The organism is Kosakonia oryzendophytica, assembly GCF_900094925.1.
Lineage (GTDB): Bacteria > Pseudomonadota > Gammaproteobacteria > Enterobacterales > Enterobacteriaceae > Kosakonia > Kosakonia oryzendophytica.
Genome location: NZ_FMAY01000004.1, coordinates 153,643 through 178,450, shown reverse-complemented (window position 1 = coordinate 178,450; position 24,808 = coordinate 153,643). Strand labels below are relative to the sequence as shown.

24 protein-coding genes and 1 riboswitch are annotated in these 24,808 nt (G+C 55.4%); of the genes, 10 read left to right on the top strand and 14 right to left on the bottom strand.

What is annotated here, in order from left to right:
• Positions 1–75 precede the first annotated feature (75 nt).
• Entirely contained in the window at positions 76–984 is a 909-nt protein-coding gene (gene yvcK, locus GA0061071_RS08965) for a uridine diphosphate-N-acetylglucosamine-binding protein YvcK (RefSeq protein ID WP_061494533.1), read from the bottom strand.
• 227 nt (positions 985–1,211) lie between these two features.
• Positions 1,212–1,359: riboswitch (molybdenum cofactor riboswitch) on the top strand.
• Here yvcK and moaA point away from each other — a divergent pair.
• The 7 genes from moaA to GA0061071_RS08930 all read left to right on the top strand — a co-directional run bounded on the left by moaA (position 1,347) and on the right by GA0061071_RS08930 (position 5,643).
• The gene (gene moaA / locus GA0061071_RS08960) at positions 1,347–2,336 is read left to right on the top strand and encodes a GTP 3',8-cyclase MoaA (protein WP_061494534.1); all 990 of its coding nucleotides are present in this window, start codon (positions 1,347–1,349) and stop codon (positions 2,334–2,336) included. It overlaps the preceding riboswitch by 13 nt.
• Before the next feature lie 19 nt (positions 2,337–2,355).
• On the top strand, positions 2,356–2,868 hold the full coding sequence (moaB, locus tag GA0061071_RS08955) for a molybdenum cofactor biosynthesis protein B (RefSeq protein WP_088237126.1): 513 nt from the start codon (positions 2,356–2,358) through the stop codon (positions 2,866–2,868).
• Positions 2,869–2,871: 3 nt separating this feature from the next.
• Positions 2,872–3,357, top strand: a complete 486-nt coding sequence (moaC, locus tag GA0061071_RS08950) for a cyclic pyranopterin monophosphate synthase MoaC (protein ID WP_061494536.1) — start codon at positions 2,872–2,874, stop codon at positions 3,355–3,357.
• Positions 3,350–3,595 (top strand): molybdopterin synthase sulfur carrier subunit, encoded by a 246-nt coding sequence (moaD, locus tag GA0061071_RS08945; protein ID WP_061494537.1) that lies wholly within the window; start codon positions 3,350–3,352, stop codon positions 3,593–3,595. The genes moaC and moaD overlap by 8 nt, the downstream gene beginning before the upstream one ends.
• Before the next feature lies 1 nt (position 3,596).
• Positions 3,597–4,049 carry a molybdopterin synthase catalytic subunit MoaE gene (gene moaE, locus GA0061071_RS08940; RefSeq protein ID WP_061494538.1) on the top strand — a complete coding sequence of 151 codons (453 nt, stop codon included), beginning with the start codon at positions 3,597–3,599 and terminating at the stop codon, positions 4,047–4,049.
• Between the two features lie 59 nt (positions 4,050–4,108).
• Entirely contained in the window at positions 4,109–4,816 is a 708-nt protein-coding gene (locus GA0061071_RS08935; protein WP_061494539.1) for a Bax inhibitor-1/YccA family protein, read from the top strand.
• Positions 4,817–4,920: 104 nt separating this feature from the next.
• A complete protein-coding gene (locus GA0061071_RS08930; protein WP_245191413.1) occupies positions 4,921–5,643 on the top strand; it encodes a Bax inhibitor-1 family protein in 723 nt (240 codons plus the stop codon).
• A 4-nt stretch (positions 5,644–5,647) separates the two neighbouring features.
• Here the strand turns inward: GA0061071_RS08930 and GA0061071_RS08925 are convergent, their stop codons facing one another.
• Genes GA0061071_RS08925 through GA0061071_RS08915 form a run of 3 tightly spaced genes read right to left on the bottom strand, consistent with a single transcriptional unit; the run spans position 5,648 to position 8,609 of the window.
• On the bottom strand, positions 5,648–6,613 hold the full coding sequence (locus tag GA0061071_RS08925) for a lysylphosphatidylglycerol synthase domain-containing protein (RefSeq protein WP_061494541.1): 966 nt from the start codon (positions 6,611–6,613) through the stop codon (positions 5,648–5,650).
• Positions 6,613–7,851 carry a cardiolipin synthase ClsB gene (gene clsB, locus GA0061071_RS08920; protein ID WP_061494542.1) on the bottom strand — a complete coding sequence of 413 codons (1,239 nt, stop codon included), beginning with the start codon at positions 7,849–7,851 and terminating at the stop codon, positions 6,613–6,615. The genes GA0061071_RS08925 and clsB overlap by 1 nt, the downstream gene beginning before the upstream one ends.
• Positions 7,848–8,609 (bottom strand): endonuclease/exonuclease/phosphatase family protein, encoded by a 762-nt coding sequence (locus tag GA0061071_RS08915; RefSeq protein WP_061494543.1) that lies wholly within the window; start codon positions 8,607–8,609, stop codon positions 7,848–7,850. The genes clsB and GA0061071_RS08915 overlap by 4 nt, the downstream gene beginning before the upstream one ends.
• A gap of 132 nt (positions 8,610–8,741) precedes the next feature.
• On the opposite strand from GA0061071_RS08915, the gene GA0061071_RS08910 reads away from it, so the two are divergent.
• The gene (locus GA0061071_RS08910) at positions 8,742–9,179 is read left to right on the top strand and encodes a YbhQ family protein (protein WP_061494544.1); all 438 of its coding nucleotides are present in this window, start codon (positions 8,742–8,744) and stop codon (positions 9,177–9,179) included.
• 36 nt (positions 9,180–9,215) lie between these two features.
• Here GA0061071_RS08910 and GA0061071_RS08905 read toward each other — a convergent pair whose 3' ends face one another.
• The 6 genes from GA0061071_RS08905 to GA0061071_RS23275 are packed head-to-tail and all read right to left on the bottom strand — an operon-like array spanning position 9,216 to position 15,031.
• A complete protein-coding gene (locus GA0061071_RS08905; protein ID WP_061494545.1) occupies positions 9,216–10,322 on the bottom strand; it encodes an ABC transporter permease in 1,107 nt (368 codons plus the stop codon).
• Between the two features lie 9 nt (positions 10,323–10,331).
• Positions 10,332–11,465 carry an ABC transporter permease gene (locus GA0061071_RS08900; RefSeq protein ID WP_061494546.1) on the bottom strand — a complete coding sequence of 378 codons (1,134 nt, stop codon included), beginning with the start codon at positions 11,463–11,465 and terminating at the stop codon, positions 10,332–10,334.
• A complete protein-coding gene (locus tag GA0061071_RS08895; RefSeq protein ID WP_061494547.1) occupies positions 11,455–13,194 on the bottom strand; it encodes an ATP-binding cassette domain-containing protein in 1,740 nt (579 codons plus the stop codon). The genes GA0061071_RS08900 and GA0061071_RS08895 overlap by 11 nt, the downstream gene beginning before the upstream one ends.
• A complete protein-coding gene (gene hlyD / locus GA0061071_RS08890) occupies positions 13,187–14,179 on the bottom strand; it encodes a secretion protein HlyD (protein WP_061494548.1) in 993 nt (330 codons plus the stop codon). The genes GA0061071_RS08895 and hlyD overlap by 8 nt, the downstream gene beginning before the upstream one ends.
• Complete coding sequence (gene cecR / locus GA0061071_RS08885; RefSeq protein ID WP_088237128.1) at positions 14,179–14,853, bottom strand: transcriptional regulator CecR; 675 nt, start codon at positions 14,851–14,853, stop codon at positions 14,179–14,181. Before cecR ends, hlyD begins: the two co-directional genes overlap by 1 nt.
• Positions 14,822–15,031 (bottom strand): hypothetical protein, encoded by a 210-nt coding sequence (locus tag GA0061071_RS23275; protein WP_139109649.1) that lies wholly within the window; start codon positions 15,029–15,031, stop codon positions 14,822–14,824. The genes cecR and GA0061071_RS23275 overlap by 32 nt, the downstream gene beginning before the upstream one ends.
• 56 nt (positions 15,032–15,087) lie before the next feature.
• Between GA0061071_RS23275 and rhlE the strand changes: the two genes are divergently transcribed.
• The gene (gene rhlE, locus GA0061071_RS08880) at positions 15,088–16,548 is read left to right on the top strand and encodes an ATP-dependent RNA helicase RhlE (protein ID WP_088237129.1); all 1,461 of its coding nucleotides are present in this window, start codon (positions 15,088–15,090) and stop codon (positions 16,546–16,548) included.
• A gap of 94 nt (positions 16,549–16,642) precedes the next feature.
• Here the strand turns inward: rhlE and GA0061071_RS08875 are convergent, their stop codons facing one another.
• From GA0061071_RS08875 to licT, 4 genes are all read right to left on the bottom strand, one after another.
• The gene (locus GA0061071_RS08875) at positions 16,643–18,034 is read right to left on the bottom strand and encodes a glycoside hydrolase family 1 protein (protein ID WP_088237130.1); all 1,392 of its coding nucleotides are present in this window, start codon (positions 18,032–18,034) and stop codon (positions 16,643–16,645) included.
• A gap of 9 nt (positions 18,035–18,043) precedes the next feature.
• Positions 18,044–19,516, bottom strand: coding sequence for a glycoside hydrolase family 1 protein (locus GA0061071_RS08870; RefSeq protein ID WP_088237131.1), 1,473 nt, complete (start codon positions 19,514–19,516; stop codon positions 18,044–18,046).
• Positions 19,517–19,527: 11 nt separating this feature from the next.
• Positions 19,528–21,366, bottom strand: a complete 1,839-nt coding sequence (locus GA0061071_RS08865; protein WP_088237132.1) for a beta-glucoside-specific PTS transporter subunit IIABC — start codon at positions 21,364–21,366, stop codon at positions 19,528–19,530.
• 122 nt (positions 21,367–21,488) lie between these two features.
• Positions 21,489–22,328, bottom strand: coding sequence for a BglG family transcription antiterminator LicT (licT, locus tag GA0061071_RS08860; protein WP_088237133.1), 840 nt, complete (start codon positions 22,326–22,328; stop codon positions 21,489–21,491).
• Positions 22,329–22,657: 329 nt separating this feature from the next.
• Here licT and dinG point away from each other — a divergent pair, with 329 nt between their 5' ends.
• Positions 22,658–24,799, top strand: coding sequence for an ATP-dependent DNA helicase DinG (gene dinG / locus GA0061071_RS08855; RefSeq protein ID WP_088237134.1), 2,142 nt, complete (start codon positions 22,658–22,660; stop codon positions 24,797–24,799).
• The last annotated feature ends 9 nt before the right edge of the window (positions 24,800–24,808 follow it).

Genomic DNA, 24,808 nt, shown 5'->3' with positions numbered 1-24,808 from the left:
GACCGTTTTTTTTTAAGACAACCTTAAGAAATTAAGAAAGGTATCGGCAGGTCGCAAAATTAACCTGCCAGGGGGTTAGCCGAGTTGCTGCACCGCTTTTTCCAGCGCGGCGCGCAGTAGATGACGATCGTGGCGATAGGGAATATCGCTGGCTTCCAGTATGTCCTGAATGATCAGGCGATCGCTGACGTTGCTGACATCCACTTTCGGCCCAACAATAGCGGCATCAATAATTTTTCTGCCGACATACTGCTCCATAATGGCCAGTTTATCGCTCAATTTCAGGCTGGCAGCCGCCGGGCTTAACTCTTTACCCAGGTTCGCAATATAGACCACTGGCGCTGGCGTGCGGCGCAATGCTTGCGACAAATCCTCCAGCAGTAGCAACGGCAGCAAACTGGTATAAAAACTGCCTGGGCCGATTAAAATTAAATCCGCTTCGGCAATGGCCTGCACCGCTTCGCGAGTGGCATGCACGTTTGGAAACAGCATTAATTCCTGAATTGGCGCGTGCAATTGATCGATATTCACTTCGCCATAAACATGATGTCCTTCGCTGTCGGTAGCCATTAAATCGACAGGCTGTTCCGACATCGGAATTAAAAACGCGTCCACCTTTAATAAATTGCGAATTAAATTGATGGCTTCCAGAGGCCGCACGCTCAGGTGGTCCAGCGCCTTTAACATCAAATTTCCGAGGTTATGCCCGGAAAGTTCACCATTACCGCTAAAACGATACTCAAACATGGCCGACGCCACGCTCGGTTCGGTGATTAACTGGTTCAGACAGTTGCGCATATCACCCCACGCGATCCCGCCTTCAGAGCGTCGAATACGCCCGGTTGATCCGCCGTTATCCGTGGTGGTGACAATACCGGTAAGGCGCGAGCCCAGCGAAGAGAGCGAAGACATCACACGCCCGAGACCATGCCCGCCGCCCAGCGCGACAACACGATCCAGGTCTGCAAGTGTGCGATTACGCATAGTGATTCCTTATGAAGAATTATCCCGATACGTTAGCGCAAATACCACCAAAAGACGATGCCGCGCAGAGTGGAAAATGACACATATCAAGGCAAAAACGCGATTTTCACGTACTCTGTATTGGAAATGCACGATCATGTCGCTATATATGGCTTTATATAGCGATTATCGTGATAGCGAAAGCGTGACTATCGCGCTACTATCGCCATAAGCAATGTTAGCGTGACTAACAAAATATACACTCAAGCCTTTGCGCCTAAGTCGAAAGATACGGGGCACTGGCCGTGACGGAGCCCGCAACGGTTCACGTCGCCAGGGTGCAGGAAGAAATGACTGCATCTCCCGTACTTGGAAAGGTGTAAATGACTTCACAACTTACCGATGCGTTCGCGCGTAAGTTCTATTACTTGCGTTTGTCGATCACTGATGTGTGCAATTTTCGTTGCACCTACTGTCTGCCGGACGGTTACAAGCCGGGCGGCATCAACAACAACGGCTTTCTCGGCGTTGATGAGATTCGTCGGGTCACACGCGCCTTCAGCGCCATGGGCACGGAAAAGGTGCGCCTGACTGGCGGAGAGCCGTCGCTGCGACGCGATTTCCCCGATATTATCGCCGCGGTGCGTGAAAACAGCGCTATCCGCCAGATTGCCGTCACCACCAACGGTTACCGGCTTGCCCGTGATGTCGCTCTGTGGCGCGATGCCGGGCTCACTGCCATTAACGTCAGCCTCGACAGTCTCGATGCCCGCCAGTTTCATGCCATTACCGGTCAGGATAAGTTTCAGCAGGTGATGGCCGGTATCGACGCCGCCTTCGCCGCAGGCTTTGCCAAAGTCAAAGTCAACACGGTACTGATGCGCGACGTTAACCATCACCAACTCGACACCTTTCTGGCGTGGATCAAATCGCGTCCTGTCCAGCTACGCTTTATTGAACTGATGGAGACCGGAGAGGGCAGCGAACTGTTTCGCAACCACCATATCTCTGGCATGGTGCTGCGCGATCAACTGCTGCAACGCGGTTGGATCCATCAATTGCGCCAGCGTAGCGACGGCCCGGCGCAGGTGTTTTGCCACCCGGATTACGCCGGTGAAATCGGCCTTATCATGCCTTATGAAAAAGACTTCTGCGCCAGTTGCAATCGCCTGCGTGTGTCGTCTACCGGCAAGCTGCACTTATGCCTGTTTGGCGATGGCGGCGTGAATTTACGCGACCTGTTACAAGACGATGCCCAGCAAGCAATGCTGGAACAGCGTATTGCCTCCGCACTGACGCACAAAAAGCAGACGCACTTCCTGCACCAGGGCAATACAGGCATTACGCAAAACCTTTCATATATTGGCGGGTAATCGCCGCAAGGAGAATGAGATGAGTCAGGTCAGCGCTGAGTTTATTCCAGTGAAATTGGCTATTCTGACGGTTTCTGACCGTCGCGGCGAAGAGGATGATACCTCCGGCCACTGGCTGCGCGACGCCGCGCACGACGCTGGTCACCAAATAGTGGATAAGGCGATAGTCAAAGAGAACCGTTATGCCATTCGCGCGCAGGTTTCCGCGTGGATCGCGCGCGACGACGTGCAGGTGGTATTGATCACTGGCGGTACGGGCTTCACCGACGGCGATCAGGCACCGGAAGCGTTGCTGCCGCTGTTTGACCGTGAAATCCAGGGGTTCGGCGAAGTCTTCCGTATGCTCTCCTTTGAGGAGATTGGCACTGCAACACTGCAGTCCCGTGCGGTGGCGGGCATTGCCAATAAGACGCTTATTTTTGCCATGCCCGGGTCGACCAAAGCCTGTCGTACCGCATGGGAAAACATCATTGCGCCGCAGTTGGATGCGCGTACACGTCCTTGTAATTTCCATCCCCATATTAAGAAATAAGTTATGTCACAACTGACCCATATTAATGCCGATGGCGAAGCGCATATGGTCGATGTCTCCGCGAAAGCGGAAACCGTACGCGAAGCCCGCGCTGAAGCATTTGTCACCATGTTGCCGCAAACACTGGCCATGATTATCGACGGTAGCCATCACAAAGGCGATGTGTTCGCGACCGCGCGCATTGCGGGGATCCAGGCGGCGAAACGCACCTGGGAGTTGATCCCGCTGTGCCACCCGTTGCTGCTGAGCAAAGTGGAAGTGCAGTTGCAGGCGCAGCCGGAACACAACCGTGTACGCATTGAAGCACTGTGCCGCCTGACCGGGAAAACCGGCGTGGAAATGGAAGCGCTTACCGCCGCCTCCGTTGCGGCGCTGACCATTTACGACATGTGCAAAGCCGTGCAGAAAGATATGGTGATTGGCCCTGTGCGCCTGCTGGCGAAAAGCGGCGGCAAGTCAGGGGATTTCAGGGTGGAGAGCGATGATTAAGATCCTTTTTTTCGCGCAGGTGCGCGAACTGGTGGGCTGTGACAGCATGGCGTCTGATACCGTCTTTCCCACCGTCGAGGCACTGCGTCAGCATCTGGCGGCGCAAGGTGAACGCTGGGCGCTGGCGCTGGAAGAGGGCAAATTACTGGCAGCGGTCAACCAGACGCTGGTCAGTTTTGATCATCCACTGAGCAGCGGCGATGAAGTGGCATTTTTCCCACCGGTGACCGGAGGCTAAAATGAGTGAAACACGAATTTGCGTCGATCATGCCGCTTTCCATGTCGGCGATGAGTATAACTGGCTGGCGTCCCGTGATGAGGACGGTGCGGTGGTCACCTTTACCGGCAAAGTGCGTAACCACAATCTCGGCGACAGCGTTAGTGCGTTGACGCTGGAACACTATCCTGGGATGACCGAACGTTCCCTGGCGGAAATTGTCAGTGAAGCGCGCGCCCGTTGGCCGCTGGGCCGGGTAACGGTCTACCACCGCATTGGCGAGCTATGGCCGGGCGATGAAATTGTTTTTGTCGGCGTCGCCAGTGCCCATCGCAGCAGCGCGTTTGATGCCGGGCAGTTTATTATGGACTACCTGAAAACCCGCGCACCTTTCTGGAAGCGCGAAGCCACCCCGGAGGGCGAGCGCTGGGTTGAAGCCCGCGACAGCGACAAGCAGGCGGCAAAGCGTTGGTAATGCATTGAACCGGGATGTGTTAATCTTATTAAGCGTTAGCCCATTATTCAGGAGTGACTATGGACCGTTATCCTCGTTCTGACTCTATCGTCCAGCAAACCCGCAGCGGGTTGCAAACCTATATGGCGCAGGTGTACGGCTGGATGACCTGCGGTCTGTTACTGACCGCGTTCGTTGCCTGGTATGCTGCCGGTAACGATGCTGTCATGGCGCTGGTGTTCTCCAGCCAGATTACCTTTTTTGGCCTGATCATCGCGCAACTGGCGTTGGTGTTTGTCCTCTCCGGGCTTATTCATAAGCTGAGTGCCGGGGTGGCCACCTCGCTGTTTATGCTCTATTCGGCGTTAACCGGCCTGACACTGTCCAGCATTCTCTATATCTACACCGCGGAGTCCATCGCCGCGACCTTTGTGGTGACCGCCGGGATGTTTGGTGCCATGAGCCTGTATGGCTACACCACCAAACGTGACTTAAGCGGCTTTGGCAATATGCTGTTTATGGGCCTGATTGGTATTGTTCTCGCCTCACTCGTCAACTTCTGGCTGAAGAGCGAAGCCCTGATGTGGGCGGTGACCTACATCGGCGTGGTGATCTTTGTTGGCCTGACAGCCTATGATACGCAAAAGCTGAAAAACATCGGCCAGCAAATCGACCTCAGCGATGCTTCACAACTGCGTAAAACCGCCATTCTCGGCGCATTGACGCTGTATCTCGACTTTATCAACCTGTTCCTGATGCTGTTGCGTATTTTCGGCAACCGTCGCTAAGGCTTTTGTCGAAAGCCGGACAGGCGAAGCGCCACCAGATAGTCAAATCCCGGCTCCGGCCGGGATTTCTTTGCCTGCCAGGTAGCAGGGGATCAAGGAGGATAATGATGAAACCCTTTGGCTGGATACAGCCGCCGCAGATCGCCCCGACAGAGCTGATAACGTGCGTGTGTCTGTGGCTGGCGGCGGGAATGGTATTGAGTCTTGGCGCTGCATGGTGGGTGTTGGACGTGATGCCGGTTCGCGCATTCTCCGAACATGGCTGGCTGATTGCCGTACTGACGATCCTGTGGTTTGCGTGCGGTCTCATCCTTAATCTGTTTTTCACGCGTTTCGGTACCCGACTGGCGTTCTGCTGTTTGTGCGTGATGAGTATGCTTACTGGCTTGCTGTTTGCCAGTGTCTTCACGTTGGCCTCTCTGGCGCTGGCGTTTGCCGTGGTTGGCGGGATGTTCCTCACCAGCGCGGCGCTGACCCGTTTCACAGGGACAACGCTTCGTGGCGGTGGCTTCTATTTTGTGATGGTCCTGATCGGGCTTGCCCTTTCCGCGCTGGTCAACACTCTGCTGCACAGCAGTGTCTGGTTGTGGATCGGTAGCCTATCGCTGGTGCTGCTGTTCAGCCTGACGACAGCATATCAAACACCGCGTATCAACGCGTCTGCCCGTGAGCTGTATCACCGCAATTTTACCACCGTACAATGCTGCGCTATTCGTGGCGCGCTGGCGGTGTACCTGGGAATGAGTGTGGCGCTGTTTGAGATCCTCAGGCTATTGGCTGAGATCCTCACGGCTCTGTCTCCCGGTAGCGGTGGGGCTTCCCGCTGATTCGCTACGGTTTCGCCAGGGTTTGCTCATTTTTCTTGCGCAGCGCTTTTGCCCGGCTCTCCAGCAGCAAATAGCACATCAGCGCCAGCAACAGCGGCAGAAAGTAGTAAAGCACGCGATACGCAAGCAGGGCGGCAATAATGGTCCCCTGAGAGACATGTTCACCCGCCAGAAGCGCAATAAAAACGGCCTCCAGCACGCCAATACCCGCCGGAATATGCACAATTACCCCGGCGATACTGCTCACCAGCAACACGCCGAGCACAAAGAAGAAATCCGCCTGCATGCCCATCAGCAACCAGATGATAGCGCCCATCGCCATCCAGTTGGCGCTGGAAATCACCATCTGCAAGACGGCAAACCGCCACGATGGCAGTACCAGTTTGTGCCCTTTGACCGTCATGTGTCGGCGTTTGGCAAAAGCGCAACTCCACACATAGAACGCAATCACCAGTAACAACACGATGCCAATAATGCGCAGCGTACGCTCATCGATATACCAGTGCGCCGGGATCTGCACTATGCCAAAGGTAAAAATCAGCCCACCGAGCAGAATGTAACCCAGCCAGTTGGTGGTAATGCTTAAGGAGAAAATACGTGTGATGGTGCTGCCTGGCAGCCCAAGCCGGGAGTAGAGCCGGTAACGCATGCCGATACCGCCCACCCAGGTACTGAGCGTCAGATTGAAGGCATAACAGATAAACGACACCAGCATGACCTGGCGTTTGGCCAGTTTGTGCCCGCACCAGGCGCGTCCCATCAGATCATAACAGCCGTAGATCAGGTAGCTGATAATCACCAGCGCGATGGCACTGAGTAACGCCGTGCGGTTGTAATCACGGATCACCGTCCAGACATCATCCCAGTTCACTTTCCGGGCATACAGCACCAGCAACACGGCAACGGCGATAAAGAACACGCCGGTGAGGATTTTTTTCGCCAGCCGCCAGCGCGGATGAGATTTCGACATCAGGGCTTCACCTCTGAGTTCTCGATCCGATCCTGGGTCTCCATTTCAGGTTGCACCGGAGCCGCTACCTGCGCCAGTTTCGGTGTGTGCGCGGGGAGCCAGCCGACCATCGCCGGAAAGTGGCGCAAAAAGTGGAATACCACCACACTTTTGGCCAGATTCCACCAGGTGCGTTTGGGCGCCATCGACTCATCCACCCGCAGGCAGTCCTGGGCAATAATGGTATGAAGATTCTCCCGCAACGTCTGGTTAAATTCACGATCGTGAATGATCAGATTGGCCTCCAGGTTCAGTGACAGACTCAACGGATCAAGATTGCTTGAGCCGACCGTGGCCCAGTGATCGTCCATTAGCGCGACTTTGCCATGCAGCGGGCGACGGCGGTATTCATAGACCTGTACGCCCCCTTTTAGCAGGTAGTTGTAAAGCAGTTCGGCGCCGACCTTGACGATCGGCATATCCGGTTCGCCCTGAACAATCAACTTCACCGAAACACCGCGCCGCGCGGCATTGCGCATGGCATGCAGCAAGCGATAACCCGGAAAGAAGTAGGCATTGGCGATCACCACTTCCCGCCGGGCATTGGCCAGCATTTTCAGGTAGTGGCGTTCGATATCATCGCGGTGCTCGTCGTTATCACGCCAGACAAACAGCGCCTGCGCTTCCCCCGGTTTGCGGTTCTCTTCCGGGCGGTGACGACGGCGCCGCCACCAGCGTCTTGCCGGTGCGTTTTCCGGTAGGTTTTCCAGCTCAAACTGTAAAATGTCTTCCACTACCGGGCCTTCAACACGTACGGCGTAATCCTGCTTCGCTTCCGGGCCATAACTGGTCACATGTTCGGCGGAATAGTTAATGCCGCCAACAAACGCCACCGTGTTATCGATTACCACAATTTTGCGGTGCATGCGGCGAAACAGGTTTGTGCGCATCCCCAATAGTCGCGGGCGCGGATCGTAGTAGCGGAAAACCACTCCGGCGGAGGTTAGCTCGCCGACAAACTGTTCGCTTAAGTCCGGCGACCCATATCCATCCAGCAACACTTCAATGCTGATGCCGCGCCGCGCTGCGCGGAGCAAAGCCTGCTGCAACGCCCGGCCAACGTCATCTTCAAACCAGATAAAGGTTTCGAGGATCACCCTTTGCTGCGCCTGTGCGATAGCCTCAAACAGCGCCGGATAGTAGTTGTCTCCATTCTCCAGTAACTGGATGCGGTTTCCTTCCTGCCAGCTGCATTTCATAAATGGATCTCCGCGCTGAGGGGAGCATGATCGGAGAGATGCCGCCAGTTGCGCAGCGGCAGTGCCGTCGGTGCGCTGGCATTGGCGTTTTTGACATAGATTCTGTCGAGGCGCAGCATCGGGAAGCGCACCGGAAATGTGCGCGCCGGGCGACCATGGGCGCGGGTGAAGATCTCTTCCAGCCCGGCCTGGATTTTCAGCGGATGGTTGGCGCGAAGCCGCCAGTCATTAAAGTCACCTGCTACCACGACCGGCTCATTTTCCGGCAAGGCATTGACCCATTCCGCCAGCATGGTGAGTTGCGACTGGCGGTGCGCTTCCCGCAGACCCAGATGCACACACATGACGTGCACCGGCTGCCCGAAATCCGGCGGCACGATACGGCAGTAGAGCATGCCGCGTTTTTCGCTGCCGTCGATGGAGACATCACGATTTTCATAATGCTCAATCGGAAAGCGCGACAGCACGGCGTTACCATGATGCCCTTCCGGATAGACGGCATTGCGACCGTAAGCGTAATCGCTCCACATGGTATCGGCGAGAAATTCGTAATGGGTCGTATCCGGCCAGTTCTCCACATGCAACGGGTGCACTTCGTGCGCGCCCATCACTTCTTGCAGGCAGACAATATCGGCGCTGACCGTGCGCACGGCATCGCGAAGCTCAGGCAAAATAAAGCGCCGGTTAAACGCGGTAAAGCCTTTGTGGGTATTAATGGTGAGCACTTTCAATGAAAAATGTCGCGCTTGTTGGGTCATAACTCTCCTGCCAGCGTCACTCTCCTCAATGAAATAAATTGTAGTCCCTGTCACAAAAAAAGGCGGGGTTACGGAATTTTCCGTAAATGCGAGTACTCTTCTAACAGATAAAAATCCTTCAGGAGAGTGGCCATGAAGTGGCAACAACGCGTTCGCGTCGCGACAGGTCTGAGTTGCTGGCAGATTATGTTGCACATGCTGATTGTGGCGGTGCTGGTGATGGGCTGGATGAGCGGCGTGCTGGTGCGCGTTGGCTTGGGCTTGTGCGTGCTGTATGGTGTGACCGTGCTGCTGATGCTGTTCTTACAGCGCCACCACGACGCACGCTGGCGTGAGGCTGGCGATGTGCTGGAAGAGCTGACGACTACCTGGTATTTTGGCGCGTCGCTGATTGTCATCTGGTTACTTTCCCGCGTACTGCAAAACAACGTTCTGTTGGCTCTCGCCGGGATGGCTATCCTTGCCGGCCCGGCGGTGGTTTCGCTGTTAACGAAAGAGAGAAAACTTCCCGCTAAATCGTTCGGTTTGCCTCAGAGCGGCAATGCAGCCAATCCCCGCGAACATCGGTAACGCTGAGCAATAACGCCAATGCTGATGCGCGCCGGGTTACATAATTTTCCGTCTGAACAGCGCATACGCGACTGACCCCGTGGTCGCTGCAATCACCAGCAGCGGCCAGACGCTCTGCCAGACAATCGTGAAGCTGGCATCTTTCAAATAAATCTGTTTGGTAATGTCGGTAAAATGCCGGATGGGGTTGACCCAGGTTAAATCCTGCAACCAGACAGGCATATTTTCGACCGGCGAGACATAACCGGAGAGCAGGATCGCCGGCATCATAAAGACAAACACACCGATAAACGCCTGCTGCTGGTTGGCGCAGAGGGACGAGATCAACAGGCCGAAACCCACCAGCGACAGGCCATAAATCAACATCGTGAAATAGAACAACAGCAGCGAACCGGCGAAGGGGATGTGATACGCCAGAATCCCGACGCCGAGCACGATGCTGGCCTGAAAGGTGGCGACAATCAGCGCCGGTACGGCTTTGCCGACAAAGATTTGCCAGGTGGCCAGCGGCGAAACCAGCAGTTGATCCAGTGTGCCCTGTTCACGTTCGCGCGCCACCGACAGCGATGTCACAATCATTACGCCGATGGTGGTGATCATGGCAATCAGCGACGGCACCACAAACCATTTATAGTCGAGGTTCGGGTTATACCAGTTGCGTATCACCAGTTCACTGTTGTTGGGCTTTTTCTGCCCGCGTATCAGCTCTTGCTGGTAATCTTTGACGATTTGCTGCAGATAATTGGCCGCAATTTGCGCACTGTTGGAGTTACGTCCGTCGAGGATTAACTGCATTGGCGCGGTGACGCCGCTATCCAGGTTGCGCGAGAAATCCGCCGGGAAGCGCACCAACAACAGTGCTTGTTGCGTATCAAGCGTCGGGCGGATCGCTTGCGGGTTTTTCAGCAGCAGAACATGGGTAAACGCTTTAGCACGGGCAAAACGCTGGGTTAACTCCACCGCATGTTTGCCGTTGTCTTCGTTGTAGATAGCGATGGTGGCATTCGTCACTTCCAGCGTGGCCGCGAAGGGGAACAGCAGCACCTGCAACAGCACCGGCAGCACCAGAATGGCGCGGGTTTGCGGTTCGCGCAGCAGCGACTGCAACTCTTTGCGGATTAGCGTCAATAAACGGTGAAACATGGCTTTTCCTTAATCCAGTCTGCGTTTCGTTTTCAGCCATGTCAGGCCGATAAACATCGTTGCCGAGGCCACCAAAAACAGCACATTCACCATCAGCACCACCGGGATATTGCCCGCCAGAAAGAGACTTTGCAGAGTGCTGACGAAATAGCGCGCCGGAATGATATAGGTCACCGCGCGGATCACCGCCGGCATACTGTCGATCTGAAAAATAAAACCGGACAGCATAATCGACGGTAAAAATGCCGCATTCAGCGCCACCTGCGCCGCGTTAAACTGATTACGGGTAACGGTCGAGATCAGCAGGCCCATCCCCAGCGTACTGAGCAGAAACAGGCTGGTGATAAAAAACAGCACCACTAACGAACCGCGATAAGGCACGCCGAGAATAAAGACCGACACCAGCATGCACAGCAGCATCGCCAGCATGCCGAGAAAGTAGTAGGGGATCAGTTTGCACAGCAGCAGTTCCGCCCGCGTCACTTCCGTCGACAGCAATGCCTCCATGGTGCCACGCTCCCATTCGCGCGCCACCACCAGCGATGTCAGGATCGCGCCTATCACCGTCATGATAATGGTGACGGCCCCCGGGATAATAAAATGCTGGCTGATGGCTGCCGGGTTAAACCAGTAGCGCGTCTGAATGTCGATCAACGAGTCGAAGGTTTCGCCACGATCGTCCGCCCGTTGCTGCTGCCAGAGTTGCCAGATCCCCTGAAGATAACCCTGCACAAAGTTAGCGGTGTTCGGTTCGCTGCCGTCGGTGATCACCTGAATCGGCGCGGTATCGCCGGGGCGCGCCATCTGTGCGTCAAAATTGACCGGTACCACCACCAGGCCGCGAATACGCCCGGCCTGCATCATCTGGATCAGTTGCTGGCGGTTATCGCTGATGGTGGCATCAATAAACGGCGAGCCGGTCAGCGTATGGGTGAAATCCAGCGCCTCTTCGCTGTGCTGCTCCAGCAGCACGCCGACGCGCAGCTTGCTGGAGTCCAGGTTGATGCCGTAGCCAAAAATAAACAGCAACAACAACGGGATCACGACCGCTATCAGCCAACTGCTGGGATCGCGCACAATTTGTCGTGTCTCTTTCACGCACAGCGCGCGTACGCGCCGCCAGGATAACGCGTTAAGGCTCATTATGATGCTCCTTATCCCAGTTATGGATCAGCGTGATAAACGCCTGTTCCATGGTGGGATCGGGCGTGTCGGCGTCGGCCGTTTGCGCCTTTAGCGCGTCCGGCGTACCGCTGGCGATCAGCTTTCCGCGATACACCAGCCCAATGCGATCGCAATATTCCGCCTCATCCATAAAGTGGGTGGTGACCATCACCGTCACCCCTTTTTCCACCATGCTGTTGATATGCAGCCAGAACTCACGGCGCGTCAGCGGGTCGACCCCGGATGTCGGTTCGTCGAGAAACAAAATATCCGGCTCATGCATTAAGGAGCAGGCCAGCGCCAGGCGCTGTTTAAAACCGAGCGGCAATTCATCTGTGGCATGGTCGGCAATGCTTTTTAAACCAAATGCCTCGCTCATGCGGGTGATCTTCTCATTCTGCGCCCGCCCGCGCAGGCCATAAACGCCAGAGAAAAAGCGCAGATTTTGTTCCACCGTCAGGTTGCCGTAGAGGGAGAATTTCTGCGCCATATAGCCCAGGTGCTGGCGTGCTTTACCGGAGCTGACTTTCAGATCCATATTCAGTACCAGCGCCTGGCCGTCCGTTGGCACCAGCAGGCCGCACATCATTTTAAAGGTGGTGGATTTTCCGGCACCGTTAGGGCCAAGCAGACCAAAGATTTCCCCGCGTTTTACAGCAAAGTTCACATGGTCGGTGGCGGCAAAGTCACCAAATTTTTTGGTCAGGGATTTGGCTTCGATCACCGTTTCCTGCGCATGACCTTCTACCGTATGCAGAATTGATCCGAGTGGTGATTCTGCGGTTCCCGCGCCGCCAAGCAGATCGATAAACGCATCTTCAAAGCGCGGCGCGGTCGGCGCGATGTCTAAAGGGGGCATATTTTCAGCGGCCTGGATCTGCTGCGCCTGCGCCTGTTTTTTCAGGATCATGCGCACCGAGCGCCCCTGGATCATCCCATCGCTGACCTGGGGCTGCTTCAGCAGTCGACGTAGCAACCGGCGGTTATTCTCCTGCGGGCTGGAAACCAGAAAACTGCGCCCGGCCATGGTCTGCGTCAACGCTTTCGGTTCGCCCTGGTAGAGCAATTCCCCTTCGTTCATCAGCAGCACTTCGCGGCACTGTTCGGCCTCATCAAGATAGGAGGTGCTCCAGAGAATCAACATCCCATCACCGGCCAGTTCATGCACCATTCGCCACAATTCGCGACGGGAGATCGGATCGACGCCGACGCCAGGTTCATCCAGCAACAGCACTTTCGGTTCACCGACCAGCGTACAGGCCAGCCCGAGCTTCTGTTTCATACCGCCGGAGAGCTTCCCGGCCAGCCTGTCAGTAAACGGAGCGAGGGCGGTAAATGCCAACAACCGTGAAAATGTCTGCTGCCGTTTTTCGCCGGTGACGCTGCGCAAATCAGCGTACAGATTGAGGTTCTCCATCACCGTCAAATCTTCATACAGGCCAAATTTTTGCGGCATATAGCCCAGCATGGCGTGCAGTTCACTGTCGTTGCGTATCGGGTCCAGTCCCATCACCTGCGCGTTGCCTTCATCCGCTTTCATTAAGCCTGCAAGCATGCGCATCAGCGTGGTTTTCCCGGCACCATCCGGCCCGACCAGCCCGGTGACGTAACCGGCGTTAATGGTGCAGTTGAGTTGCGCCACGGCGGGTTTATCCATGCCGGGAAAGCGTTTTACCAGCCCGTGCAGATGGATGGTCGCCTCACTCATGACGCGCCTCGTTAAAATGGATAGTGACTGGCATGCCCTGGCGCAGCGTGTCGTCGGCATCGGTGACGATAATGCGCAGGCGATAGACCAGGTCGGTACGTAAATCCGGGGTTTCAACGGTTTTGGGCGTAAATTCGGCGGTCGGGGAGACAAACCCGATTTTGCCGTGATAGGGCTTGTTTGGGCGACCGTCAGTGTACAGCGTCACCTCCTGACCGGGCTGCGCTTGTTGCAAATTACGCTCATCCACATAGGCGCGTATCCATACCGGGCGGGTTAAGGAGAGCGTCAGCACTGTTCCGCCCGCGCTGAGCATACTGCCGGGTTCCACCGCGCGGGTCAGCAGCGTGCCGTTCGCCGGGGCGATAAGCGCAGTGTCCTGCAAATCCAGTTGTGCCTGCGCCAGTGCGGCTTCTGCCTGTTCGAGACCGGCTTTGGCCTGAGCAATTTCTTGCGGGCGGTTCCCGGCGCGATACTGGCTCAGTTTATCCTGCGCGGATTTCAGCGTGGCCTGTGCCTGATCCCGTGAGGATCGTGCATTTTCCAGGTCATTGGCCGGAATCGCATGACTTTTTATCAACCCCAACTGGCGCTGGTAGTAGTTCTGCGCGTAATCATACGCTGCACGTGCCTGATTCACGGCGGCAACAGCCTGGGCTATCTCTTCATCGCGGTAGCCCGCCGTCGCCAGCGAGTATTTCGCCTGCGCGGTGGAGACATTGGCCTGCGCTTGCAAGAGGGCATTTTCATACGGCGCTTTGTCTAGTTCACCCAGCAACTGGCCGCGTTTAATGGTGTCCCCTTCATCCACCGCCAGCGAGGCCAGTCGACCGCCTACGCGAAAGCTCAGATTGACCGTGCGGATATCAACATTGCCATACAGCGTCAGGCTGTTTTCCTGTTTGCTTTGATACCACATCCAGCCGCCGCCCAGCACGGCAAGCACTATAATCGCAACTACTATCACCACGACGGGCTTTTTCATCACTCGGGACTCCTGTGCGTTAATCCTTGCAAAATCAAATCGATATGGCAGGTGATGACCTGAAAAATCAGCGACGATTTCTCGGCATCGAATTGTGTCCATCCGGCGCGCAACAAAAAGGTTTCCCGCCCGAGACGAAACGCGAGAATTTCCCCCAGTAGCGCGTGGGTATGAATAATGGTTTGCGTATCGCCTGCGTCGAGGCCGGTATAAGCCGCAAGCAGGCGGGTCAGGTGGCTGTGTAACGGTGCAATTACCTGGTCATGCACCAGTTGATAGGCGCGGGTGGGAGAGAGCTGCTCACGGGAGATAAATTTACTCAGGTTGAGCGTTTCGTCATGCGTCAGCAGGGTGATCATACTTTTACATGCCCGGTGGATCAGTTCGCGGATGGCCTCTTTATCTGGATCGGGGTGGGCGAACAACGCTTCCGCCGCCTGTGCGTGAGGGCGGAAGTTTTCATGAATAAAGTCGGCTATCCACTGTGCGCAGGCGAGGTAGAGATCGTCTTTGGAACCAAAGTAGTAGGTAATGGCGGCAATATTTTGCCCTGCCTGCGCGGCGATATCCCGGGTGGTGGCGTGTAAGCCGTATTCACCAAATTGCGCGAGTGCGGCGGCAATAAGCTGGCTTTTGGCTTGTTCACCTTTGCTGGTTGTCGGTGTCGTATTCATGGGCGCAATAATAATTAATCAATCGATTGATTAACTTTAGGGGGAGTTTTTGTGCTTGTCCAGCCTGGGCTGAACGAATCTCCCGCTGCGCTTTCTTTGTGGGATATTTTATGCGTGCGATCACAAAAGCTGATACACTCCGCCCCTTCATGGCATTGTGGTTTTTGTCATCAATCAAATTATTATCTCCTCGAAAACTACACCTGTGACAGGTCGGGGCGGTGCGGAGTTGTTATGTCATTTGATGCCCTTGGCCTGAATCCGGATATTCTGCGCGCGGTCGCAGAGCAGGGTTACCTTCAGCCAACCCCTATTCAGCAGCAGGCGATCCCGGCTGTGTTGCAAGGCCGCGACCTGATGGCCAGTGCCCAGACGGGTACCGGCAAAACCGCCGGTTTTACCCTGCCGTTGTTGCAGCGTTTGATCCAGAACGAGCCGCACGCGAAAGGCCGTCGTCCGGTGCGTGCGCTGATCCTGACGCCGACCCGTGAACTGGCGGCACAGGTGGGTGAAAACGTTCGTGAGTACAGCAAATACCTGAATATCCGCTCTATGGTGGTGTTTGGCGGGGTCAGCATTAACCCGCAGATGATGAAGTTGCGCGGCGGCGTAGATGTGCTGGTAGCGACACCCGGGCGTCTGTTGGATCTGGAACACCAGAATGCACTGAAACTCGATAGTGTGGAAATTCTGGTGCTGGACGAAGCCGATCGCATGCTGGATATGGGCTTTATCCACGATATTCGCCGCGTACTGGCGAAGCTGCCGGCTAAACGCCAGAATCTGCTCTTTTCCGCGACCTTCTCGGATGAGATTAAACAGTTGGCGGAAAAACTGCTGCGCAACCCGCTGGAAATTGAAGTGGCGCGCCGCAACACCGCGTCTGAACAGGTGACGCAGCATGTTCATTTCGTTGATAAAAAACGCAAGCGTGAACTGCTGTCACAGATGATCGGCGAGGGTAACTGGCAGCAGGTGTTGGTCTTCACTCGCACCAAGCATGGCGCCAACCATCTGGCTGAACAACTGAACAAAGACGGCATTACCAGCGCCGCTATCCATGGCAATAAAAGTCAGGGCGCGCGTACCCGTGCGCTGGCGGATTTCAAATCCGGCGATATTCGCGTGCTGGTGGCGACCGATATTGCCGCCCGTGGTCTGGATATTGAAGAGCTGCCGCACGTGGTGAACTATGAGCTGCCCAACGTGCCGGAAGATTACGTGCACCGTATTGGCCGTACCGGCCGTGCGGCTGCAACCGGTGAAGCGTTGTCGCTGGTGTGCGTTGATGAGCATAAACTGCTGCGCGATATTGAGCGTCTGCTGAAGAAAGAGATCCCACGCATTGCATTAGCGGGCTACGATCCGGATCCGTCAATCAAAGCCGAACCCATTCAAAATGGTCGCGGCCAGGGCGGTGGTCGTCAGGGTGGTGGTCGCGGGCAGGGCGGTCGTGGTCAGTCAGCACCGCGTCGCACCGATGGCGAAGCGCAAAAACCGCGCACACCGCGCCGTAGTGAAGGCGGGGCCGCTAAGCCGGAAGGTGGGCGCCGTAGCGAAGGTGGGGCAGGTGGACGTCGTCCTGATGGTGGTGCGACCAAGCCAGCAGGTGGACGTCGCCTTGACGGCGGAGCCGCTAAACCAGCAGGTAATGCATCCCGTCGTCGTCCGCGCAAACCGTCTGCCGCGCAGTAATCGTCTGATTCTGCCGATCAGATAAACGCCATCCGGCATTCATTTGCCGGGTGGCGTCTTTGTCTTATCGGGCTTGCAAATTCGTTTTCGCCCTCTACAGAATCCCTCCGTTACTGGCGATAACCTGTTGATACCATTCAAAACTCTTCTTCTTACTGCGCTTCAGGGTGCCATTGCCGTCGTTGTCTTTATCCACATAGATAAAGCCGTAACGTTTTTTCATTTCACCGGTACCGGCGCTCACAATGTCGATGGGCCCCCACCACGTATAGCCCATGATATCGCAGCCATCTTCAATGGCTTCCGCCATCGCCTGAATATGGCGGCGGCCATAATCAATACGCGCCAGATCGTTAATTTGCCCGTCAGCATCGGGTTCATCAACGCCGCCGTAGCCGTTCTCCACAATAAACAGTGGCTTACGGTAGCGATCCGCCAGTTCGTTACAAACAATACGGAAGCCCTGCGGATCGATAGGCCAGCCCCATTCTGTTTTTTCCAGCCAGGGATTATCCAGCCCGGCCGTTCCGCCGGTATCAATGCGGAACTGCCCGCCAGTCTGATGCAGTACGCTGCGGTAGTAACTAAAGCCAAGGTAATCGGAAGGGTAATCCGCCAACAGTTGCCGATCCCCCTCGGCAATCTCCAGCGCCACCCCCAGTTCGCGGAACAGTCGCGGGGCAAAAGCCGGGTATTGACCGAACATCATCACATCAGAGAAAAACAGTGAACGACGGCGCAACTGCATCGTGGAGAAGATGTCTTCCGGGTTACAGGTGGCCGGGTAGACAGTGCTCAATGACAACATGCAGCCAATTTTCGCCCCCGGGATAATCTCATGACACAGCTTGTTCGCCAGCGCATTGGCGACAAACTGGTGATGGTTAGCCTGCCAGATAGTTTGTGCGCTGGCGTCAGCATCTACCGCGCCGGTGGCAAAGGGCATGCGGTTCATGTTGTTCAGCTCATTGAAGGTCATCCAGTATTTGACCTTGCCTTTATAGCGGCGGAAGACCGTTTCGCAGTAGCGGGCAAAGAAATCAATCAACTGACGGTTCTTCCAGCCGCCGTACTCCTGATACAGCGCCAGTGGCGTTTCGTAGTGGGAAAGCGTAATAACCGGCTCGATGCCATACTTCAGCAACTCATCAAACAGAACGTCATAAAAAGCCAGCCCGGCTTCGTTGGGCGTGGTTTCATCACCGCGCGGAAAAATGCGCGACCAGGCAATCGAGGTACGAAAGCATTTGAACCCCATCTCTGCGAACAGCGCGATGTCTTCTTTGTAGCGATGGTAGAAATCAATCGCTTCGTGGCTGGCGTAATAGAGATTCGGGTCAATCACCGCATCATGTTTGCCGGAAGCGATACCGCCGCGCACCACGTCGGCAATCGATGGCCCTTTGCCATCCTCGTTCCATGCGCCTTCGGCCTGGTTGGCGGCAATCGCACCGCCCCATAAGAAACCTTTCGGGAAAACAGCCATTTCCGCTCCTTAATTCGTCAAATCTTCGCCGTTGGAGGCGATCAGTTTTTTATACCAGTGATAACTTTTCTTCAGCGAGCGGGCCTGGGTGCCGTTGCCCATATCATCCTGGTCCACATAGATAAACCCATAGCGTTTGGAGATTTGCGCCGTGCCGGCGCTGACCACATCAATCGGCCCCCACCAGGTATAGCCAAACAGATCAACGCCATCGCCGATGGCTTCCCGCATCTGCTCCACGTGCTGGCGCAGGTAATCGATACGGTAATCGTCATCAATCGAGCCATCCGGGTTAACTGTATCCACTGCGCCCAGCCCGTTTTCGGCAATAAACAGCGGTTTCTGGTAGCGGTCATAGAGCTGGTTTAAGGCAAGACGCAACCCTTTCGGGTCAATCTGCCATCCCCACTGGCTGGTGGGGAGGTATGGGTTGCGGATGCCGCCAGTCACCATATTGCCTTCCGCTATTTCCAGTTTTTCCGGGTGCGCACTAACGGTGCTCGACATGTAGTAGCTAAAGGAGACGAAATCGACCGGGTGCTGGCGCAGGATCTCATCATCGCCGACCACTTTTTGCAGCGTAACGCCTTTCTCCGCCAGCATGCGATCGGTATAGGCCGGGTAGTAGCCGCGCGCTTGCACATCGCTAAAGAACAGCGACACGCGCTGCATCTCTTCACAGGCCTGCAAATCATCCGGATGGCAGGTGTGCGGATAGAGCATCTGGTAGCTGATCATGCAGCCGACCTGCGAGCCGGGAATAATGGTATGGCAGGCTTTGGTGGCCAGTGCGCTGGCGACAAACTGATGGTGCGCGCCCTGGTATTTATCCTGTTCGAGATGCGGATTGTCCTCTTCGATCACCCCAACGCTGACATACGGGTGATGTTTCACGCAGTTGATCTCGTTGAAGGTCATCCAGTACTTCACTTTTTTGCGGTAGCGGGTGAAGACCGTGGTGGCGAAACGCACGTAGAAATCGACCAACTGGCGATTCGGCCAGCCGCCGTAGTCGGTGACCAGCACCAGCGGCATCTCGTAATGCGACAGCGAGACAATCGGTTGAATACCGTGCGCCAGTAGTGTATCGAACACCTCGTCGTAGAATTTCAGTCCAGCTTCGTTCGGCATGGTTTCATCGCCGCGCGGGAAGATGCGCGTCCAGGCAATCGACATGCGAAAGCACTTAAAACCCATTCCGGCGAACAGGGCGATATCCTCTTTAAAGTGGTGATAAAAGTCGTTGCCTTTGCGTTTGGGGTAGTATTTTTTGCTGTCCGGATCCTGCGCTTCACGTACCTGCGCGTGGGTCATGCCCAGCCACTGATCGAGCCAGCGTTCGCGGGGCATATTGCTATCGAAGGTGTAAACATCAGAGACCGATAGCCCTTTTCCTCCCACGTTCCATGCGCCTTCCAGCTGGTTAGCGGCCGTGGCGCCGCCCCATAAAAAACCGTCCGGAAATGCTTTCGAAAATGCCATACGTCTGCTCCTTACGCCGCTGTCGCGGTCAGTGTGAGAAATGCGTCCCGGCTGGCGACATCGCCCTTTGCTTTTACCGGGCTGATATCGCCGTACTGTTCACTGTTGGTGACCACAACAATCACGCTGGGGTCGATGCCTTCGGCTTTCAGCGCCGCAAGGTCAAAGCTCACCAGTAAATCGCCCACCTCGACTATCTGCCCGGCAGTGATGTGGCTGGTAAAGTGGCGTCCGCCCAGCTTGACGGTGTCGATACCGATATGGATCAGGATTTCTGCACCGGTATCGCTTTGCAGCGCCAGCGCATGGTGGGTTTCAAACAGCGACGCCACCTTGCCGTTAACGGGCGAACGTAACTCGCCACTGGTGGGGTAAATCGCCAGGCCTTTGCCAAAAATTTCATCGGCGAAGACCGGGTCGCTGAGTGTGCTCAACGCTTTCAGTTCACCACTGACAGGGGCAAACAGCTTCTCTTCGCTGCGTGCCACCGGCATCGGGCTGATGCCGGCAACCACCGTCTCTTCAAATCCGAGGATCACCGTGACCACGGCGGCGCAGGTAAACGAGATGGCGATACTGACCAACGCCCACAGAAAAGTGGGGCCAACCAGAGCCGGAAGACCGGGCAGACCGCTGAGCGCAAAGGCATACGTTTTCACCCCCATTGCCATGGCGAAACCGCCGCCGCAGGCACCGCCAATCAAGGCGGCGGCAAAGGGGCGTTTATAACGAATATTGATGCCGTACATCGCCGGTTCGGTAATGCCCATTGCGGCGCTGAAGCTGGTGGTCAGCGCCAGCGACTTCAGTTTCCGGTCTTTGGCGCGCAGGAATACGCCAAAAGCCGCACCAGCCTGGCCGAGGTTGGCAACATAAAAGAGGATCTTGAACGGATCGAAACCCATCTGACTGATGTTGTTGATCATGATGGGCACCAGCACATAGTGCATGCCGGTGATAATGATCATCGACAGCGTGCCGCCCACCACCACACCTGCGACGATACCCATATTTTCCACCAGCCAGATAATGCCGCCAGACAGCGCGTTACCGGCAAAAATACCCAGCGGACCAATGGCGATAAGCGTGATGGGGGTGACAATCACCAGGCTCAGCAGCGGGACAAACATCGTTTTCAACGCGCCGGGCATGATGCGGTCAATCCACTTTTCCACCCGACTAAGGAGCCAGACCGCCAGTAAAATCGGGATTACCGTAGAGGCATAATTGACCGTGGGTACCGGCAGGCTCATAAAATGCACTGGCGCGCCGGATTTAAACAACGTTTGAAGTGCAGGGTGGAAGAGGGCGGCGGCCAGCGCGACGGCAACGTACGGGTTGGTACCGAATTTATTGGCGGCGCTGAATGCCAGCGCCAGCGGCATAAAGTAGAAAACGCCGTCGCTGATCGCCAACAGGATCTGGTACGTTTGATTACTGGTCTCCAGCCAGTGCATGGCGACCAGCAGCGCCAGCACCCCTTTGAGAATACCGGCCCCGGCAATGGCCGGAATGATGGGCGAAAAGATGCTGGATAGTCCCTCCAGCACGACGGAAATCGGATTTCGGCGTTTGCCATGCTGCACCGCGCCGCCGGATGAGACTCCTGGCAGTTTTGCCAGCAGCGCTTCGCACAAGGGGGCAACGTCGTTGCCGATAATCAGTTGATACTGGTCGCCTGAAATATTCACGCCTATCACGCCTTCCAGCGCTTCCAGCGCCGCACGGTCAGCTTTGTCGTGATCTTTCAGTAAAAAACGCAGACGGGTGATGCAGTGAAACAGCGACAGAATATTATCCTTGCCGCCGATCCGGGTAATGATCTGCTGCGCGGTATCCTGATAGTTCATGGTCATTCCTCCAGACTGACGCCTGCATTGCAGGTGTCATAACAATTACCGGTGATAAACCGGCGCGTTGCTCTTCTGGGGTTTGCCTGATTTAACAGTAACAAGCCTGGAAAGAATATTTTTTACGACTCAACCCGTTGCACGACGTTTTCGATATGCACGGTCAGGTAGAGCTTTTCCGAGTTGCTCATGGTGTGGTGATAATTTTTACCGACAAACTCATTAATGGCGTCAACGCACTTCAGGGTTGTCTGATAACGACGCTGCACCATGGCAAATAATTCCTCGTCGTCATTATTTAACACCACTCCATCAATCACCCGCTGGGCGAAAAACTTTAAATGGGTAATAAAGCGTTGATAATTCAGACTGTGCTCATCGAGCGGCAGACTGAAAAAGTATTTAACGATATTCTGCAACTGGTAAATAAGGCGCGTAATCTGCGTGGTTTTACCCATCGTGTCGTTCAGTCCGGCGTTCACAATATGCAGGGCGATGCTACAGGCTTCGCTATCGGGTAATAATGTACCGGTGCGCGCCACTACCATGCCCAGAGCCTGGCGGGCGATGCCATATTCTGCGGTATAGAAATGGCGCACTTCCCACTCCAGTGGATTGGGCAGCACTTCGCTGTTCTGGCTGCGTTGCAGGGCGAAATGAAGATGATCGGCCAGAGTAACGTACAGGCCTTCACTTAATTTATGCGGCAGCGTTGTGCGCGCCAGGGCGACGATATCGTCGGTCAGTTGCAGTATTTCTACCGGCACTTCGCTGATCAAATCTTTGAAGCGGGCAGAGATCTGCGAATCCTGCAGCCGGAATATTTTTTCGATGGCCTGGGTATCCACGCTGGCACCGGTGTGGGTATTAAACCCAAGACCGCGGCCGGTAAGAATAACCTCAAGCCCACGCTCATCAATGGCGCTGACAACGTTATTATTTAATATTTGTTTGACCAGCATCGCCAACTCCTGCAAACAAAAACGGGCAAAACGTAAATACAGCCGCGGACGGATTTGTCCTCATAGTCTGCATTTAGGTTTTGCCCGATATTCGGTAACAAGCGTAATGCAGGTAAAAACTAGCATCGCCCGAATAAATGATCAACGCGTCGCTCAGGGCATAGATGGCCAGATGTGCCAAATTGTGATCGGCGCTGCGAAAAATATCCTGTATTTGCAACCGGAGGGATATTTCCAGGCGACCGCTTCCGGCATTGCAAAAACCGTTACCCCCAGGGCGCTAAAAATGCCACAATAGTGGCTGTTTATACAGTATTTCAGGTTGTCGAATGGCCCTTACCGCCGCGTTAAAAGCGCAGATTGCCGCCTGGTATAAGGCGTTGCAACAACAGATTCCGGACTTTATTCCCCGCGCCCCGCAGCGGCAGATGATTGCCGATGTGGCGAAAACGCTGGCGGGTGATGAAGGGCGGCATCTGGCGATTGAAGCGCCAACCGGCGTCGGGAAGACCCTCTCTTATTTGATTCCCGGCATTGCCATTGCCCGCGAAGAGCAAAAAACGCTGGTCGTCAGCACCGCTAACGTTGCCTTGCAGGATCAAATCTTCAGCAAAGATCTGCCGCTGCTGCGCAAAATTATCCCCGACCTGCGCTTTACCGCCGCTTTCGGGCGCGGTCGCTACGTGTGCCCGCGCAATCTCACCGCGCTGGCCAGCTCTGAGCCGAACCAGCAGGATCTGCTGGCGTTTCTGGATGATGAGCTAACGCCGGGGAATCAGGAAGAGCAGAAGCTCTGCGCGGCGCTGAAAGTGGATCTCGACAGTTATAAATGGGACGGCCTGCGCGATCATACCGACAAAGCCATAAGTGATGAGTTATGGCGGCGTCTCAGCACCGATAAAGCCAGTTGCCTTAACCGCAACTGCCACTACTACCGCGAGTGCCCGTTTTTTGTCGCGCGTCGTGAAATTCAGGAAGCGGAAGTGGTGGTGGCGAACCATGCGCTGGTGATGGCGGCAATGGAGAGCGAAGCAGTACTGCCGGAGCCGAAAAATCTGCTGCTGGTTCTGGATGAAGGCCACCATTTGCCGGATGTCGCGCGGGACGCCCTGGAGATGAGCGCAGAGATTACTGCCTCCTGGTACCGCCTCCAGCTCGATCTGTTCTGCAAACTGGTGGCAACCTGTCTGGAGCAGTTCCGACCAAAAACCATGCCGCCGCTGGCGATCCCGGAACGGCTGAATGCCCACTGTGAAGAGCTGTATGAACTGATCGCGTCGTTAAACAACATACTCAATCTCTATCTTCCTGCGGGTCAGGAAGCCGAACACCGTTTTGCGATGGGCGAACTGCCGGATGAGGTGATGGCTATCTGCCAGCGGCTGGCGAAGCTGACCGAGATGCTGCGCGGCCTGGCGGAGCTGTTTCTGAATGATTTAAGCGAGAAGACCGGTAGCCACGATATCGTCCGTCTGCATCGCGTGATCCTGCAAATGAACCGCGCGCTGGGCATGTTTGAAAGTCAAAGTAAGCTATGGCGGCTGGCCTCCATGACGCAAGCTTCCGGCGCGCCGGTGTCGAAGTGGGCCACGCGGGAAGTGCGCGACGGGCAACTGCATATGCTGTTTCATTGCGTTGGCATTCGCGTGAGCGATCAGTTGGAAAAGCTGCTGTGGCGCAGCATTCCGCATATTGTGGTGACCTCCGCTACCCTGCGTTCGCTGAACAGCTTTAATCGTTTGCAGGAGATGAGCGGCCTGAAAGAGAAGGCGGGAGACCGTTTTGTCACGCTGGATTCGCCGTTTAACCATGTTGAGCAGGGCAAAATCGTCATTCCGCAGATGCGTTATGAGCCGCTGATTGAAAATGAAGAGCAGCATATTGCGGAGATGGCGACCTGGTTTCGCCAGCAGGTGGAAAGTAAAGCGCATCCGGGGATGCTGGTGCTGTTCGCCAGTCAGCGGGCGATGCAGCTCTTTTTGAGTTACGTGACCGATCTGCGTTTGTTGTTACTGGTGCAAGGGGATCAGCCACGTTATCGACTGGTGGAACTGCACCGTAAACGCATTGATGGCGGTGAACACAGCGTGCTGGTCGGTTTGCAATCTTTTGCCGAGGGGCTGGATTTAAAAGGGGATTACCTGACGCAGGTGCACATTCATAAAATTGCCTTTCCGCCCATTGACAGCCCGGTGGTGATCACCGAAGGCGAATGGTTGAAAAGCCTGAATCGCTATCCGTTTGAAGTCCAGAGCCTGCCCAGTGCGTCATTCAATTTGATCCAGCAGGTGGGGCGACTGATTCGAAGCCACGGCTGCCATGGCGAAGTGGTGATTTACGACAAGCGCCTGCTGACCAAAAGCTATGGTAAACGCCTTCTCGATGCGCTGCCGGTGTTTCCTATTTCACAACCGGCGATGCCGGACGTTATAGTGAAGAAACCAGAACAAAAGCGCCGCAGGCGCCGTTAACGATGTGAG

Coding starts and splice junctions, on each gene's coding strand:
- yvcK (WP_061494533.1), bottom strand. CDS start 984: ATGCGTAATCGCACACTTGCAGACCTGGATCGTGTTGTCGCGCTGGGC.
- moaA (WP_061494534.1), top strand. CDS start 1,347: ATGACTTCACAACTTACCGATGCGTTCGCGCGTAAGTTCTATTACTTG.
- moaB (WP_088237126.1), top strand. CDS start 2,356: ATGAGTCAGGTCAGCGCTGAGTTTATTCCAGTGAAATTGGCTATTCTG.
- moaC (WP_061494536.1), top strand. CDS start 2,872: ATGTCACAACTGACCCATATTAATGCCGATGGCGAAGCGCATATGGTC.
- moaD (WP_061494537.1), top strand. CDS start 3,350: ATGATTAAGATCCTTTTTTTCGCGCAGGTGCGCGAACTGGTGGGCTGT.
- moaE (WP_061494538.1), top strand. CDS start 3,597: ATGAGTGAAACACGAATTTGCGTCGATCATGCCGCTTTCCATGTCGGC.
- GA0061071_RS08935 (WP_061494539.1), top strand. CDS start 4,109: ATGGACCGTTATCCTCGTTCTGACTCTATCGTCCAGCAAACCCGCAGC.
- GA0061071_RS08930 (WP_245191413.1), top strand. CDS start 4,921: ATGATGAAACCCTTTGGCTGGATACAGCCGCCGCAGATCGCCCCGACA.
- GA0061071_RS08925 (WP_061494541.1), bottom strand. CDS start 6,613: ATGTCGAAATCTCATCCGCGCTGGCGGCTGGCGAAAAAAATCCTCACC.
- clsB (WP_061494542.1), bottom strand. CDS start 7,851: ATGAAATGCAGCTGGCAGGAAGGAAACCGCATCCAGTTACTGGAGAAT.
- GA0061071_RS08915 (WP_061494543.1), bottom strand. CDS start 8,609: ATGACCCAACAAGCGCGACATTTTTCATTGAAAGTGCTCACCATTAAT.
- GA0061071_RS08910 (WP_061494544.1), top strand. CDS start 8,742: ATGAAGTGGCAACAACGCGTTCGCGTCGCGACAGGTCTGAGTTGCTGG.
- GA0061071_RS08905 (WP_061494545.1), bottom strand. CDS start 10,322: ATGTTTCACCGTTTATTGACGCTAATCCGCAAAGAGTTGCAGTCGCTG.
- GA0061071_RS08900 (WP_061494546.1), bottom strand. CDS start 11,465: ATGAGCCTTAACGCGTTATCCTGGCGGCGCGTACGCGCGCTGTGCGTG.
- GA0061071_RS08895 (WP_061494547.1), bottom strand. CDS start 13,194: ATGAGTGAGGCGACCATCCATCTGCACGGGCTGGTAAAACGCTTTCCC.
- hlyD (WP_061494548.1), bottom strand. CDS start 14,179: ATGAAAAAGCCCGTCGTGGTGATAGTAGTTGCGATTATAGTGCTTGCC.
- cecR (WP_088237128.1), bottom strand. CDS start 14,853: ATGAATACGACACCGACAACCAGCAAAGGTGAACAAGCCAAAAGCCAG.
- rhlE (WP_088237129.1), top strand. CDS start 15,088: ATGTCATTTGATGCCCTTGGCCTGAATCCGGATATTCTGCGCGCGGTC.
- GA0061071_RS08875 (WP_088237130.1), bottom strand. CDS start 18,034: ATGGCTGTTTTCCCGAAAGGTTTCTTATGGGGCGGTGCGATTGCCGCC.
- GA0061071_RS08870 (WP_088237131.1), bottom strand. CDS start 19,516: ATGGCATTTTCGAAAGCATTTCCGGACGGTTTTTTATGGGGCGGCGCC.
- GA0061071_RS08865 (WP_088237132.1), bottom strand. CDS start 21,366: ATGAACTATCAGGATACCGCGCAGCAGATCATTACCCGGATCGGCGGC.
- licT (WP_088237133.1), bottom strand. CDS start 22,328: ATGCTGGTCAAACAAATATTAAATAATAACGTTGTCAGCGCCATTGAT.
- dinG (WP_088237134.1), top strand. CDS start 22,658: ATGGCCCTTACCGCCGCGTTAAAAGCGCAGATTGCCGCCTGGTATAAG.